The 15,378-nt window shown below is 47.4% G+C and carries 15 protein-coding genes; 1 reads left to right on the plus strand and 14 read right to left on the minus strand.

Annotated elements, in window-relative coordinates; genetic code table 11:
* Positions 1 to 92 precede the first annotated feature (92 nt).
* Positions 93 to 2,342, minus strand: a complete 2,250-nt coding sequence (gene parC, locus FJM67_RS12850) for a DNA topoisomerase IV subunit A (RefSeq protein WP_140589892.1) — start codon at positions 2,340 to 2,342, stop codon at positions 93 to 95.
* Between the two features lie 169 nt (positions 2,343 to 2,511).
* Here parC and FJM67_RS12855 point away from each other — a divergent pair, with 169 nt between their 5' ends.
* A complete protein-coding gene (locus FJM67_RS12855) occupies positions 2,512 to 3,180 on the plus strand; it encodes a hypothetical protein (protein ID WP_140589893.1) in 669 nt (222 codons plus the stop codon).
* Here the strand turns inward: FJM67_RS12855 and FJM67_RS12860 are convergent, their stop codons facing one another.
* From FJM67_RS12860 to FJM67_RS12920, 13 genes are all read right to left on the minus strand, one after another.
* Positions 3,181 to 4,074 (minus strand): GNAT family N-acetyltransferase, encoded by an 894-nt coding sequence (locus FJM67_RS12860; protein ID WP_235890057.1) that lies wholly within the window; start codon positions 4,072 to 4,074, stop codon positions 3,181 to 3,183.
* 236 nt (positions 4,075 to 4,310) lie between these two features.
* Positions 4,311 to 5,270 carry a lipoyl synthase gene (gene lipA, locus FJM67_RS12865; protein ID WP_140589895.1) on the minus strand — a complete coding sequence of 320 codons (960 nt, stop codon included), beginning with the start codon at positions 5,268 to 5,270 and terminating at the stop codon, positions 4,311 to 4,313.
* Between the two features lie 6 nt (positions 5,271 to 5,276).
* A complete protein-coding gene (lipB, locus tag FJM67_RS12870; protein WP_140589896.1) occupies positions 5,277 to 5,915 on the minus strand; it encodes a lipoyl(octanoyl) transferase LipB in 639 nt (212 codons plus the stop codon).
* Positions 5,916 to 6,221, minus strand: coding sequence for a YbeD family protein (locus tag FJM67_RS12875; protein ID WP_140589898.1), 306 nt, complete (start codon positions 6,219 to 6,221; stop codon positions 5,916 to 5,918).
* Positions 6,222 to 6,240: 19 nt separating this feature from the next.
* Entirely contained in the window at positions 6,241 to 7,386 is a 1,146-nt protein-coding gene (locus FJM67_RS12880) for a D-alanyl-D-alanine carboxypeptidase family protein (RefSeq protein ID WP_140589899.1), read from the minus strand.
* 81 nt (positions 7,387 to 7,467) lie between these two features.
* The gene (locus FJM67_RS12885) at positions 7,468 to 8,361 is read right to left on the minus strand and encodes a septal ring lytic transglycosylase RlpA family protein (RefSeq protein WP_140589901.1); all 894 of its coding nucleotides are present in this window, start codon (positions 8,359 to 8,361) and stop codon (positions 7,468 to 7,470) included.
* A gap of 40 nt (positions 8,362 to 8,401) precedes the next feature.
* Positions 8,402 to 9,436: a lytic murein transglycosylase B gene (mltB, locus tag FJM67_RS12890; protein WP_140589903.1), complete on the minus strand. Its 1,035-nt coding sequence runs from the start codon at positions 9,434 to 9,436 to the stop codon at positions 8,402 to 8,404.
* Between the two features lie 3 nt (positions 9,437 to 9,439).
* Positions 9,440 to 10,561 carry a rod shape-determining protein RodA gene (gene rodA / locus FJM67_RS12895; protein WP_140589905.1) on the minus strand — a complete coding sequence of 374 codons (1,122 nt, stop codon included), beginning with the start codon at positions 10,559 to 10,561 and terminating at the stop codon, positions 9,440 to 9,442.
* Positions 10,554 to 12,434, minus strand: coding sequence for a penicillin-binding protein 2 (mrdA, locus tag FJM67_RS12900; protein WP_140589906.1), 1,881 nt, complete (start codon positions 12,432 to 12,434; stop codon positions 10,554 to 10,556). The genes rodA and mrdA overlap by 8 nt, the downstream gene beginning before the upstream one ends.
* A gap of 9 nt (positions 12,435 to 12,443) precedes the next feature.
* Entirely contained in the window at positions 12,444 to 12,911 is a 468-nt protein-coding gene (gene rlmH / locus FJM67_RS12905) for a 23S rRNA (pseudouridine(1915)-N(3))-methyltransferase RlmH (protein WP_140589907.1), read from the minus strand.
* A 60-nt stretch (positions 12,912 to 12,971) separates the two neighbouring features.
* Positions 12,972 to 13,325, minus strand: a complete 354-nt coding sequence (gene rsfS, locus FJM67_RS12910; protein ID WP_140589909.1) for a ribosome silencing factor — start codon at positions 13,323 to 13,325, stop codon at positions 12,972 to 12,974.
* Positions 13,326 to 13,333: 8 nt separating this feature from the next.
* Entirely contained in the window at positions 13,334 to 13,999 is a 666-nt protein-coding gene (gene nadD / locus FJM67_RS12915) for a nicotinate-nucleotide adenylyltransferase (RefSeq protein ID WP_235890058.1), read from the minus strand.
* Positions 13,989 to 15,245: a glutamate-5-semialdehyde dehydrogenase gene (locus tag FJM67_RS12920; RefSeq protein ID WP_140589911.1), complete on the minus strand. Its 1,257-nt coding sequence runs from the start codon at positions 15,243 to 15,245 to the stop codon at positions 13,989 to 13,991. Before FJM67_RS12920 ends, nadD begins: the two co-directional genes overlap by 11 nt.
* Between the last annotated feature and the right edge of the window lie 133 nt (positions 15,246 to 15,378).

The raw sequence follows: 15,378 nt of genomic DNA on the forward strand, positions 1-15,378 counted from the left end.
ATAGCGGGATGAGATTGATACAATCCTTATTGCCGAGAAGGCTAGAAAATGAAATGGCGCTTTAGTCTAAAATCGCCATTATTCAGGGACGACTATTTACACTTCACCTCTAATTCATCAATACGTTGAAAGCCTCGGGGCAGTTTCAAACCGCGGCGACCTCTTTCACCCTCATAAGCCTGCCAATCCTTCTCAGTCATGGATAGGAAACGCTTACCGCTATGGACGATAAGCTGATCTTCCGCCGTTACCGTTGCCATAACAATTAATAATTCTTCTCGATCTGCAGCACGGTTTGCCGGAATACTGAGCATTTTATTGCCTTTACCCTTCGCCATCTGCGGCAGTGAGGCAATATTAAATACCAACATGCGTCCTTCATTAGAGATCACGACAACCTTACTTTGCTCGGGATGCTGCACTTTTACCGGCGTTACAATCTGAGCGTTAGCAGGCAATGACAAAGTGGCCTTGCCTGCTTTATTCTTGGCGTGCAAATCGCCTAACTGTGCAACGAACCCGTAGCCAGCATCACTCGCCATAAGATAGTAAGCGTCATCGTTATCAAGCATAGCGGCTACGATATGGCTGTCTTTTTCAAGGGTAATGCGCCCTGTGATGGGCTCACCCTGCCCCCGGGCAGATGGTAATGTATGGGCCTTGATGGAATAGGTTCTCCCAGTAGAGGACACCAACACCAAGGTTTGGTTGGAACGACCACGGCAGCTTAGCAAGAAGTCATCCCCAGATTTGTAACTTAACCCACGCTCATCGATATCATGCCCCTTCGCCGAGCGAATCCAGCCCTGTTTCGATAACACCACTGTAATTGGCTCATTCGACAACAAGTCTTCTTCCGTAAATGCCTGAGCTTCCTTACGTTCGACAATAGGTGTCCGGCGATCGTCACCGTATTGTTCAATTGCTTCGCGAATTTCGGCGCCGATTAGCTTATGCAATTTCTTATCAGAATTGAGATAGCCCTCTAACTGTTTACGCTCCTTTTCTAGCTCATCTTGTTCGCCTCGAATGCGCATTTCTTCAAGTTTCGCTAAGTGACGCAGCTTAAGCTCAAGGATCGCTTCCGCTTGGATATCGGTTATGCCAAAACGCGCCATCAACTCAGCTTTGGGATCATCCTCATGGCGGATGATCTCGATTACCTCGTCAATATTTAGAAAAGCGACTAACAGACCTTCTAGAATATGTAATCGGTTGATCACTTTGTCCAAACGATATTGCAAACGTTTGCGCACCGTTTGAATACGAAAACGTAACCATTCGGACAAAAATGCTGGCAAGCTTTTCACTTGCGGCAAGCCATCCAATCCAATCACGTTCATATTTACCCGATAGCTCTTTTCTAAGTCTGTCGTCGCAAACAAATGAGTCATCAGGGCCTCAATATCTACGCGATTCGACTTGGGAACAATAACTAAGCGGGTGGGGTTTTCGTGATCTGATTCGTCCCGCAAGTCAACGACCATTGGCAACTTTTTCGCCTGCATTTGGGCGGCAATCTGCTCCAGCACCTTGCTCCCAGACACTTGGTGGGGAAGTTCATGAACAACAACATCCCCCTCCTCCAATTGGTAGCGCGCTCGTGCTTTTACTTGTCCCTTACCTGTCTCATAGAGTTTACGCAGCTCGGAACTAGGGGTAACAATTTCTCCCCCAGTAGGGAAATCTGGGCCTTGTACGAAGTTCAACAGATCATCTAGATCGGCGGCTGGATTTTCTAATAAATGGATGCAAGCTTCCCCTACCTCTCTTAGATTGTGGGGAGGAATATCCGTCGCCATACCGACCGCAATCCCAGTCGTTCCATTTAGCAACAAATTAGGTAAACGAGCAGGAAGTACTGCCGGCTCTTTCAAGGTACCATCAAAGTTGGGCACCCAATCCACCGTCCCCTGACTCACTTCTTTCAATAGCACGTCGGCATAGCGCGATAACCGCGACTCGGTGTAACGCATAGCGGCAAAGGACTTAGGGTCATCTGGCGCTCCCCAGTTGCCTTGACCGTCCACTAACGGATAGCGATAGGAAAACGGCTGCGCCATCAATACCATGGCTTCGTAACAAGCACTATCACCGTGGGGGTGAAACTTACCCAATACATCACCGACGGTACGGGCGGACTTTTTATATTTCGCCGTCGCCTTGAGTCCGAGCTCGCTCATGGCATAGATGATACGTCGCTGTACCGGTTTCAATCCATCCCCAATATGAGGCAAGGCACGATCCAGAATGACGTACATGGAGTAGTTAAGGTAGGCTTTTTCCGTATATTCTTTTAACGGTAGGGTCTCGTTCGCTTCGAAGTTTAGCAGGTCACTCAAGCGCTGGTTCCTTTACAAAAATGTGATTGTGCACGAATATTTCATCGGCTCAGAATAGACAATAGGGTATGGGGCGATACTATAATGAAAGCTCGGGGCGCACTGCAACCGCCCTTCACTACAAGATTTTTCTGAATCCAGCCTGATAAGTAGCGGAGGAGCCCTGCTGATGCAACATGAGACAAAGTCAACGGTCGTTATGCTCGGACAGCAAAGTTGCTTAGCTATCAGTCGTCTGGCTCAATTGACCAATAAGTACCAACTGCGACTGTATCAAAATGACGTCCCTAGCCACACGCTTGCTTTCCCATTCGATTGCATCCTCCATGTAGAAGTTGGCAGCATTGTCGTTGCAGTCGCTGACGATGAGCAGTTGGTTCGAACCGATCAAGGCCTAGTGGTGGGCTTCAATAACTGCATGAAGATTACGACGGTAACTCCCAACTCTCGGGTTTCAGTGCTCGTGTTAGAAAATTCCCAAGCAATTAACAATACCAGGTTGCTCTCCTCTACTTCGGCTCAAAGTATCACCAGCAAGAGCGGTGTCCAGCGTCGCCTATGGGAGATCGAAAATGTCGTAAAAATGGAATGGTGGTATCTCCCTGGTGGTTACCAGGAACCAAGGCATTATTTCAGGAAGGGACAGATCTATCTCTTTAGCCATGGTAGTGAACATATTTTACTCAACGATGAGCCTCTCTCCGAAAGTGGAGTATTGCTGCCGGCAAAAACCAAGCTCACATTACGTAACCGAAGCCCACATACGACCCAGTTAATTTCTGTTACCTTCCCACTCGCCCCAAGAGATAGAGCTTTTGTTTTATCTTCTAACAAATAATTAACGTAGCACTAATGCTGTGAGTACATGATCTTCCCAAACACCATTGATCTTAAGATAGTTCTTAGCCAGCCCCTCTTTTTCAAAACCTAGTCTGGATAAAACAGCCCCACTGCGCTGATTGCGTGGTAAATAACATGCCTCTATGCGGTCTATATTCAATTCTGCGGTCACATAGTGTATGCCAGCAACCAAGCATTCATTCATATAGCCCTGCCCTTCTACATCGGCTGCGACGCTGTAGCCGAGTTCGCAGGATTGTGAGATACCCCGATGAAAGCGTGAGAAATTAGAGTATGCAAACATGCGTGTTCCTGCTTTATCTAAAAGACACAGCACGACACCGCGATCATTAAGAAAGTCCCGCCGCATTTCACGGATGCGTAGACGGCATGTTTCTTCACTATAATAGTCATCGGTCCGTTCCGGCTCCCAAGGTGCTAAGTGAGCTTTAAAACGATTCACATAGTCATGAAGGAGACTAACATGCTCTAAACCGAGCACCACTAACTGACCCCGTGGGGTTTCAATTTTAGGGAAGCGCATGGAAGCTACATCCACGTGAGGAAAACAATGGGAATCTTGCCGGTCTACCGTGAACGCACTAATATGATAGCTTTCAAACCAGCACTGGTTACCGATACTGACCACCCGACGCAACATAGGGTGATTCATCCATCCATCGGCTGACTCTTGGCTATGCCAATAGCAGCTAAACTCACAGGTCTCAGCCAACACCCACTGGCAATCAATGAAGCCCTCTCGTTCTCGTGCCAATTGTTCAAGTTTATCCAGCAACACACGCAGCATGACGTCATCGGCAACTGTGGAAGTGCGCAAAGTAACGCCAAACATTTGGTGATGGGAAACCAAAGATGCAAACGGGTTAGGCATAGATTCTGTTCATATTTCGACCAATCTAAAACTATGGGCTATAGTTTACAAGCTGATACGGGACTTAGCGCTGTATTTGTAGGCCTGCTCGATTGTTTTTTTGAAGTGAGTGGCATTCTACAGCGTTAATGTGCATCCCCTAGCACACAGGAATAGGTTGCCCGTTGCTTAAAACGGGCTTTTTTTGACACAAAAAAGGGGCCTACGACAAGCCCCGTTTATATCCAATTAGCACATCAAGATACTTTTTCGCCCCGTGCCTGTTTGTCCGCGTGGTAAGAAGAACGTACCAATGGGCCACAAGCAGCGTGGGTGAAGCCAAGCTCTTTCGCGACTTCTTCGTAACGTGCAAATTCTTCCGGTGGCACGAAACGCGCCATTGGGAAGTGATGTTTAGATGGTTGCAAGTACTGGCCAATGGTCAGCATATCAACGTTGTGAGCACGTAAATCTTTTAGAACTTCTACGATTTCTTCAAAAGTTTCGCCCATACCCACCATCAAACCCGATTTTGTCGGTACGCTTGGGCAGCGCTCTTTGAATTTCTTTAACAAATCAAGGGACCATTGATAATCTGATCCTGGGCGTACCTGACGGTATAAACGCGGAATGGATTCTAGGTTGTGGTTAAATACATCTGGTGGCGCGATTTGCAAAATATCCAGAGCGACATCCATACGACCGCGGAAATCTGGTACTAATGTCTCGATTTCGATGTTCGGACTCAATGCTCGCGTTTCACGAATACAGTCAACAAAATGTTGTGCCCCACCATCACGTAAGTCATCACGGTCTACCGAAGTAATAACCACGTACTTTAGCTTCATGTCGCGAATCGCGGTAGCCAATTCCTTTGGTTCATCGGGACTCAAAGCATTTGGACGTCCATGGGCCACATCACAAAATGGGCAGCGACGGGTACAAATATCACCCATGATCATAAAGGTAGCCGTACCATTGGAGAAACACTCCCCTAAATTTGGGCAATTTGCTTCTTCACAAACCGAAGCTAGTTTATGTTCTCGCAAAGTACTTTTAATCCGAGCAATTTCTGGTGAGGCAGGCATACGTACACGCAACCAATCAGGTTTGCGCGGGATCTCTTCTGTTGGGATCACCTTCACTGGAATCCGTGCCATTTTGTCGGCACCACGTAATTTCTGTCCCTGAACGACGGTTTTTTGTTCAGTTGTCATTGAATCTTACCCTTTTTGAAATAAGACACTCGAATAGTCGAGCTGGTGAGCTAGGGCAGCAGCCAGTTGCTGCTTAACTTGCTCGATAGTGACGTCTGCGTTGAGACGCCTGATATCAATCATTTGCAATCCACGGTAGCCGCAGGGATTAATACGTAAAAATGGGGTCAAATCCATATCTACATTCAAGGCTAGGCCATGAAAAGAACATCCCCGACGGACCCTTAGACCTAACGAGGATATTTTCATTTCATTGACGTAAACGCCAGGCGCATCTGGCTTTGGATAGGCATCGATCTTGTAATGCTGTAGTACTTCAACTACCGCATTTTCTAAAGCAGAGACCAAATCCCTTACACCAATACCCTTGCGTTTTAAATCGATTAGCACATAGGCGATAAGCTGCCCTGGACCGTGGTAAGTAACTTGACCACCCCGATCGGCTTGCACGACAGGAATGTCGCCAGTATCAATCACATGCTCAGGCTTACCAGCTTGCCCTTGAGTAAACACCGGAGGATGTTCCAGTAACCACACCTGGTCAGAGGCTGACTTATCCCGAGTTTGGGTAAAATCACGCATCCTATCCCAAGCAGGTTGGTAATCAACCTGCCCCAGATCGAGACATAATAATGGCGTTGTCATTTACATAACCATCTTAACAGCAGGCAAGGCCATTAAGTCTTTATGTAAGGAAGAAAGCTGGTTTTCACTATGAGCAAGGATACGGTAGGAGAAACTCACAAAAGTGCCTTTCCCTGATCGTTTCGTTGAGATTTGGGTTTCATCGACTTCAGGCGCATGCCGACGCACACAAGTAATTACCGTTTCATGGGTATCATCGTGATCAAGAGCGACTATTTTGATTAAGTAATTATCACAAGGAAACTCAATTTTGGGGGCTTCTTGACCCTGCTGGATTTGCTGTCCTGTTTGATTAAAAAGTGCCATTAGCGTTCTGCAAACCTAATTAAAACAAGTTAGAAAAAAACAAACGGATTTTATCGAACAAGCGTTTGAAGAAACCACCTTGTTCGACTGCTTCCAGTGCAACCACATCTTGTTCAAGAATAATATTATCGCTACTACCGACAATCACTTTACCTAGCACATCGCCTGGGGCAATTGGTGCCTCGATAATTGGGTTAAGTACCAATGTAGCCGGTATTTCACCATCCTGTTTCGGTAGCGTAACCACGACATCTTGAGCGAAACCGATATTCACTGAATCTACCGCACCGCCCCAAACTTTACCCTGCTGCACTACCTGACCAGCTTGGTAAAGCTTACGAGTTTCGTAGTAACGGAATCCGTAATCCAATAGCTTTTGCGATTCTGCTGCACGAGCTTCATCGGAAGCGGTTCCCATCACCACCACAATTAGGCGAGTACCGTTACGTTGCGCAGACGCAGCTAAACAATAACCTGCTTCTTCCGTATGGCCAGTTTTCAAGCCATCAACAGTTTTGTCACGCCACAAAAGCTTATTGCGGTTGGGTTGACGAATTTCGTTAAAAGTAAAATATTTTTCCGCGTACATTTTGTAACTTTCGGGAAACTGGAAAATTTTGGCGCGAGACAACAACGCAATATCGTAAGCACTTGAATAATGGCCGTCCGCTGGAAAACCGGTTGAATTAGCAAAATGAGTATTTTTGAGTCCAAGGATTTGAGCGTGTTGATTCATCAGATCGACAAAAGCCGCTTCACTGCCCGCTACGTGTTCTGCAACGGCTACGCTAGCGTCATTGCCGGATTGAATAATAATGCCACGCATGAGATCTTCGAGCTGAACGCGCGTTCCCTCACGGATAAACATACGTGAGCCTTCCATACGCCAAGCCTTTTCGCTTACACGCACCATATCGGTTAAGGCTATGTTACCCCGCGCCATTTCATAGTCGGCTACATAAGCTGTCATAAGTTTAGTCAAACTAGCCGGTGGTAATTCTTGATGGCTATTGTTCTCAACCAACACTTCGCCTGTGTAAGCATCCATCAATACGTAACTAGATGCAGACACTTGTGGGGGCGCTGGAATGAGTGGAGCCACGGCAAACACCGAGGAAGCGAAAAAGGTCAAAAGTGTAATGATCAGCGTATTAAGTGATTTCATAACATCCAAAGTCAGTTTGCTGGCAAAAAGTCGCCAAATGATACTAAAGCCACTCTAGAATCTCTAGCCTGGAAAGTGGCACTAAGGTGTAATTGCTACTCGCACTCCCCGGGCAAAGCCAGCCGCCTCCAGCTTGGTTTGCCATTGATCAAGTTCGTTCACAGAGCTATATGGGCCCACCAAAACCTTAAATAGACCATCATCAGCCTTCAACACAGATAAGCTAATGGTGGTATCAAACTTTTCAAATAAGCGCTGTTTAAGTCCTTGGGCGCTTTGCTCTTGAGTAAAGGCACCGATCTGTAAATGACTAAACAATAACTGATTTTCAGGAGATTTAGTGGTTTCGACCACCGGCATAGCCGTTGGGGTGGAGGTGACGGCAACGCTAGAGACCGCTGCGACAGGTTTGGGATTAGTAACAACCGTTTCCCCGGGCTTGGGTGTTATTGCCTCAATGCGCACACGGGCTAAACCTTTTTTATGGTAATCGAGTCGTGCCGCCGCTGCGTAAGAAAGGTCAATTATGCGGTCGCCGTGAAACGGCCCACGATCGTTCACGCGGACAATCACTGTTCGCCCATTGTCTAGGTTGGTGACTTTAAGGTAGGTGGGTAATGGCAATGACTTATGGGCCGCTGAGAACGCATACATATCATAGATTTCGCCATTCGACGTTTTGTGACCGTGAAACTTATTGCCATACCAAGATGCAGTTCCTTCAGCCACATAACCTTCCGCCGAATCCATAACATAATAAGTCTTGCCCCAGACTTCATAAGGGCTTTTATTGCCACCCCGACTCTTTGGCTCGTATTTGGGCACTAAGTCGGGCAAGTGATCTACTTTGATATCCCCGCTGGGCGCATGATCCTGCAAAATGCTATAGCGCCCTCCACCGGAGGCTTTATCGTAGTCAATGGCTGCGCTGCTAGCACTCGAAGTACGCCCGCCGTTAATATGTTGGGTACTCATGCACCCACTTAGCACGACAACACTAAAAAGGCATAACCACTTAATCTTCTGCACCTGCTTTTATCCTATGTGCTAATTCCAATACCGACATGGCATAGCGTCGACTAGGGTTGTAATCCATAACTGTAAAGAAGTTTTCGAACGCCAACCAGTAGCTTACTTCCTCTTCGGCGGTTCTCAGCCCAATAAGCCCAGCCTGCCCATTTACCAGGGAACTTGGAGTAACGCCCAACTGTTGCCATTGAGCAACGCTTTTTTCTGGTTTCCGACCTTTATTGACCCAGTCAGCAATTGGCTCAATATTCGCTACACTTGCCGATACAAAGGGCAACTTACCACGCTGCCAGCCATGACGTCGCAGATAGTTCGCTACTGAGCCAATTGCATCAATTTCTGAATCCCAAAGCTCAATCACGCCGTTACCATCGTAATCCAATGCAAGCTTTAGATAATTACTCGGCATAAACTGAACCATACCGAGAGCACCACTGTAGGAACCATTAGTGGTGCCAAGCCCCCAGCCTTCGCGGCGAGCCAGCAGTAAATAAGCCTCTAGCTCTGAGCGAAAATAGTCGGCTCGACGAGGATAGTCGAAACTCAAGGTCGTTAGTGAGGTAAAAACATCTCTATTTCCGGTCACCCTGCCATAAGCTGTTTCCACGCCTAGCAGGGCGACGATTACATGCCAATCTACCCCATACTCCTCTTCGGCTCTAAGCAACCAAGGACGATTGCGCTGAGCAAATTCGATACCCTTTTGAATACGGTATGGTTCTAAGAAACGGGTAGCGTACTGGTAGTAAGGAGTAATAACTTCTGGTTGATTGTCAGATTTGGTGATTACCTGCTCACGCTTTTCAATACTCGAAAATGCCTTTACTAAGATATCTCGATCGTATTTATGGGTAGTCACCATGTATTCAACGAACTGCTGTACTTCTTGGTTGGCGTAATAGCTATCTGCATAGGCTACGTCTTTCTCCTCAATCTCATGAGCAGAATCCGTTTTCGGTTGTGGCGCTGCAGAACAAGCTGACAACAAGAATGCAAAAAACAAAATCCAAATAGTTCTCATGTCTTAAACCGCTTTTTTATGGGTTTGAATGGACATTAAAATCCCAAATGTGGCCATAATAGTGATTATCGAAGTACCACCATAGCTCACCAAGGGTAAAGGCACTCCCACTACCGGCAAGATCCCCGACACCATTCCTATATTTACGAACATGTAAACAAAAAAAGTCAATGTCAGACTACCGGCAAGTAAACGGGCATAGTTATCTTCTGCGGTAGCCGCAATGTAAAGGCCGCGGGCAATCACCAACAAGTATGCGGTAATCAACAAACCACACCCTAACATCCCGAACTCTTCTGCCAAGACCGCGATAATGAAATCCGTATGACTCTCCGGCAAAAAGTCCAGTTGCGCCTGGGTGCCTTCTAACCATCCCTTTCCGTAGAGCCCCCCAGAGCCAATGGCCGTTTTAGACTGAATAATATTCCAGCCCGCTCCAAGAGGGTCACTCTCGGGGTCGAGAAAGGTTAGCACTCGCTGTTTTTGGTAGTCACGCATCACCTGCCATAGACCATAAATAGCGACCGGCGCGATAGTCGCCGCGCCGATGATATACCGCCAGCCGAGCCCTGCTAAAAACAAGACGAATATTCCAGACACCCCAACCAACAAAGAAGTTCCCAAATCTGGCTGTTTGGCAATCATCAATGAAGGCAATGTAACTAATACTAACACGACAACAATTTGCTTAAGCGTTGGTGGAATTGGACGCATGGAGAAATACCAAGCGATCATCATCGGCATCACAATTTTCATTAACTCGGATGGTTGGAAGCGCACTCCGCCAGGAAGCTCCAGCCAACGTTGCGCTCCTTTGGCACCGACCCCAACTAATAACACCCCGACTAGCAGTGCCGTGACACCAACAAACATCAGTGGGGAGGCTCGTCGCATATATTTTGGGGGGAGCTGAGCAAGAGTCAAACACACCATCATACCGATACTAAGGCGCAATACTTGACGCTCAACCATATCCACATCCTGACCGGAAGCGGAATAAAGTATGACAAGCCCACCAGCCATTAAGAGCAAGAGCGCTCCGGCTAGCAATATATCAATGTGAGTGAGGCGCCATAGACGAGCATTGGTGAATTCCAGCACCCGTTGGTAGAGGCTCTTATTCATAAACACCTCTTAAAAAATAGTCATAGCGCTCGGGGTAGTCGTTATACAAGTACGCATCAAACAGAGCTTTACTCAGGTCTGCTGGTTTAGAACTGCTACCACCGTTCTCAAAGATGGCAAAAATAGCGATTTTTGGCTCCTCGGCCGGCGCCATACCGATGAATAAGGCATGGTCGTGGAGGCGCTTCTCTAAGTTAGTGGCATCGTATTCTTCATCTTCTTGCAGACTAAACACCTGACCGGTGCCGGTCTTGCCAGCAATCGTATACGGCGTACCACGTAGTCGTCTTGCGGTACCTTTGCTGTCGGTAATCACTTTTTCCATCGCTTGCACCATACGATTCCAGTTTCGCTCATTCTTAAGAGTTATATGGTGCATCTGCCCCGACTCCCCCTCAAACTGAACCGGTTCTGTGCCAATTGTTGCCACCATACGAGGACGATAATAATCACCTCGATTCGCTAAGATGGCTGTGGCGTTCGCAATTTGCAGTGGTGTTGCGACCATAAAGCCCTGCCCTATACCGACGTTAACCGAGTCCCCTGGATACCAGGGTTCGTTATAGCGTGCTTTCTTCCATTCGTTTGACGGCAATAGCCCCACACTAGCCCCATTCAGGTCAAGAATGGGATCTTGACCATAGCCAAATTTCGTAAGGAAATTGTGGATTGGAGTAATGCCCATTCGATGGGCCAAGCTATAGTAGTAGGTATCTACGGACTCGATGATAGAACGCTCTAAATCTACCCAACCGTGGCCATCACGCTTCCAGTCCCGATAACGCCTTCCGTTGGGATTAATCTGATAAAAGCCGCGAGCAAAGAACATCTCATCCCAAGTGGAAAAGCCATATTCCAGTCCCGCTAACGCCATAAAGGGCTTAATTGTCGATGCTGGAGGGTAACCACCACGTAATGCTCGGTTAAACAAGGGTAAACGTTTATCATCGCGAAGCTTAGAGTAATTTTTAACCGAAATACCCCTTACAAACAGGTTGGGGTCGAAACCGGGTTTGGATACCAGCGCCAATATTCCGCCTGTATTAGGGTCAATAGCTACGACAGAGCCCTTATAGTCACCCAACAAATCATAAGCATACTGCTGTAGGCGAGCGTCTAGATACAGGTGAACATCCTGTCCAGGGGTCGGGTTTTGCCGTTCAATCTCGGCCATGATACGACCACGAGCGTTTACTTCTACCTTGGTATACCCAGGAGTGCCAAATAACACATCCTCATAAAAGCCTTCTACACCGGTTTTGCCAATAAATTGGGCACCTTGGTAGGCCTGCCTATCAACACTCTCTAAGTCACGTGCGGTAATACGACCGACATAACCAATAGCGTGGGCGAAGGCTTCGCCGAAGGGATAGTAGCGATTAAGTTGTGCTTCCACTTGCACGCCATCCAAACGATACAGATCTACCGCAATCGCGGCCCACTCTTCATCGGTCAGTTGAGCCTTTAAAGTTACCGATTGATAAGGACGGCGATATTCTCGTAGCTTTTGCTCAAACTCGTCCCATTCATCATCAGAAATGTCGATCACACCGAGAAGCTCTTGACGCAGCCAGTCGATACTTTTAATACGTTCGGGGGTAACAGTTAAGCTATGTATGGGACGATTGTCTGCTAGCACAATGCCGTTACGATCGAGGATCAACCCCCGCGGCGGAGGCTCCGTCACCAGCATCTGGCGGTTGTCATCTGCCTGCGTTTGATAACGCTCGTATTGCAACACTTGTAAGTAGACCAAGCGCGCCATTAACACACCGACTAAAATCAGTACAAATACCGCAGCAAATATTATCCGGCGTTGGGTTAAGGACTGCTCGGCGCGATAGTTACGAAAGAACTGATGATGTTTAGCCACGCAAGCGCCTTAACGATGATATGGGTGGTTATTCATCAGAGTCCACGCACGATAGATTTGTTCGGCTAGTAAGACGCGAACCAATGGGTGGGGTAAGGTAAGATTGGATAACGACCACTTTTGATCAGCACGATTACTACAACGTGGGTCAAGACCATCTGGCCCACCAATGAGTAGTGTTACGTTGTGGCCTTCCATGCGCCATTGCTCGGTTTGTGCCGCTAAATCATGGGTCGACCAAGCTTTTCCCAATACCTCAAGGGCGATGACTCGATCCCCTGGAGGTATGGCAGCGAGCATAGCATCGCCTTCTTTGCGAATAGCTTTAGCGATGTCACTATTTTTTGAGCGCTGTGCCATCGGTAGTTCCACCACCTCCAAAGCGAAGTCTTTCGGCAGGCGCTTGGCATATTCATCATAGCCTTCGGTTACCCACTTTGGCATTTTGGTGCCTACCGCGATAATTCGGATTCTCATAGTGTCTTGTTAGTGATGGTTACCAATTAATAGGGATTCAGTTCTCGCAAACGAACAAAATTAACGCTGCTCTGGTTTGATATCCCACAGTTTCTCAAGATCGTAAAAAGCTCGGGCTTCTTCCGTCATCACATGCACAACAACGTCATGAAGATCGACCAATACCCAATCGCTGCCCATATCACGACCTTCACTGCCAAGGGGTTGTACGCCATTGGCCTTAAGGTGCTCAACCACATTTTGCCCCAAAGAATGTACATGACGTTTAGAGGTACCAGAACAAATCACCATGTAGTCCATTAAGTCTGTCAACTCACTTACCTTGAGTACTTTGATATTCTGTGCTTTGACATCTTCCAATGCTTCAACGGCGAGGTCGAGGATTTGATCTGCGGTTACCTGGGTATTACTCATAGCTTGTTTTAGCCTTTCTGATAAAGTTGATGGTCGAGTATAAATTCACGTACGTTTTCCGGTAATAGGTAGGCGATTGACTGTTGCTGAGCGCACAACTTGCGAATCATACTCGAAGAAATTGCTAGTGGCGTCAGCGATGTCTGCCAGATTTTACCGGATGGTGCTGATTGTAACTCAGTGACATCATTCGCTCGACGTTTTTCGTAGAAGTCTTCTAGTTTAGAGGGGAGTTCCGGCTCCCATCCAGGACGAGAGACCACTAAAATATGGGCAAATTGTACTAATTCAGCCCAACGTTTCCAGGTGGTAAGTGACAGAAAGCTGTCCATGCCTACCGTGAGAACAATCGGAGTCGTCTGCCCTACTTCTTGCCTTAGCTCAGCCAAGGTATCGATGGTATAACTGGGGCCTTGACGTTCAATCTCGCGCCGATCAACTTTTAACCTAGGATCTGCACGACAAGCTAATTCGACCATGTGCAGACGCTCAAACGGCTTCACCTGCAAAGCGTCTTTATGTACCGGTTGAAAGCAAGGAATCAAACGTAACTCGTTAAAAGCAAAACGGTCGAGAATATCGACCGCTGTGCGAAGGTGACCATGATGAATGGGATTAAAGGTTCCTCCCATCACCACAATCCCTTTATGTTTCACATCTAACTCAGTTGTCACGGGTATGACCATCTCCCAGTACAACATATTTCTGACTGGTTAAACCGACTAGACCAACAGGTCCGCGAGCATGAATTTTATCGGTAGAAATACCGATCTCCGCGCCTAAGCCATACTCGAAACCGTCAGCAAATGCCGTCGAGGCATTTACCATAACAGAGGAGGAGTCCACCTCAGTCATAAAGGCCCGAGTCTTGGAATAGTTTTGGGTCACAATCGCATCAGAATGGTGAGAACCATACTGATTAATGTGGGCAATGGCCTCATCCATATCTGTCACCAATTTGATTGATAATTTTGGCGCGAGATATTCTGTATACCAATCCTCCTCGGTTGCGACTCCTGCAGCGATCAAACCACGGGTTTGCTCGCAGCCAACTAACTCTACACCTTTCTCGGCATAGGCCGCAGCCAGTTTCGGTAAAATAGCCTCAGCGACCTCCACATGTACCAATAGCGATTCCATTGCATTACAAACGCCATAACGACGGGTTTTCGCATTCAAAGCAATACGAAACGCCTTATCCAGATCCGCTTCATTATCGATGTAAACATGACAGTTACCATCTAAATGCTTGATGACTGGCACACGCGCATCGCGGCTAATACGTTCGATTAGACCCTTGCCACCGCGAGGTACAATCACATCAACGTACTCAGGCATGGTAATGAGTTTGCCGACCGCGTCACGGTCAGTTGTGTTGATAACCTGCACGGCATCCTCCGGCAATCCGGCCGTTTTCAATCCGCTAGCAACCGCGGCCGCAATAGCTTGGTTGGAGTAAAATGCCTCACTGCCACCGCGTAAAATTGTGGCATTCCCCGACTTCAAGCATAAGCTTGCCGCATCAATGGTTACATTAGGGCGGGATTCGTAAATAATCCCGATCACGCCGAGAGGCACCCGCATTTTACCTAGCTGAATACCAGATGGGCGGAACACCATGTCGGTAATTTCACCAACAGGGTCAGGCAAGGAAGCAACTTGGCGTAATCCCTCGATCATACCGCTGATCCGAGCATCATTAAGCGCTAACCGATCAAGAAGTGCAGCATCAAGGCCTTTTTCGCGGCCATTGACCAAATCTTTCTCATTCTCTTGCTGGAGATAAGGTCGAGCAGACTCGAGCGCTTCAGCCATAGCATATAGCGCTTGGTTTTTTTGCTCGGTAGTTGCCCGCACCAATTGGCGAGAGGCCGCGCGGGCACGTTGGCCAACGTCATTCATATAGGACTCAATCGACATAACTTATCTCACTGTTTTGAATAATATGGGCTCATTCTGTGTAAGCCGCTTTCCTTCGTAAGCGGTTATACTATCACAATCTTTTTTTGAGGCGATCATGGTTGCCGTCACAAAGGCGCAAATAAGGAGGCTA

The organism is Maribrevibacterium harenarium, assembly GCF_006385675.1.
Classification (GTDB): domain Bacteria; phylum Pseudomonadota; class Gammaproteobacteria; order Pseudomonadales; family Marinomonadaceae; genus Marinomonas; species Marinomonas harenarium.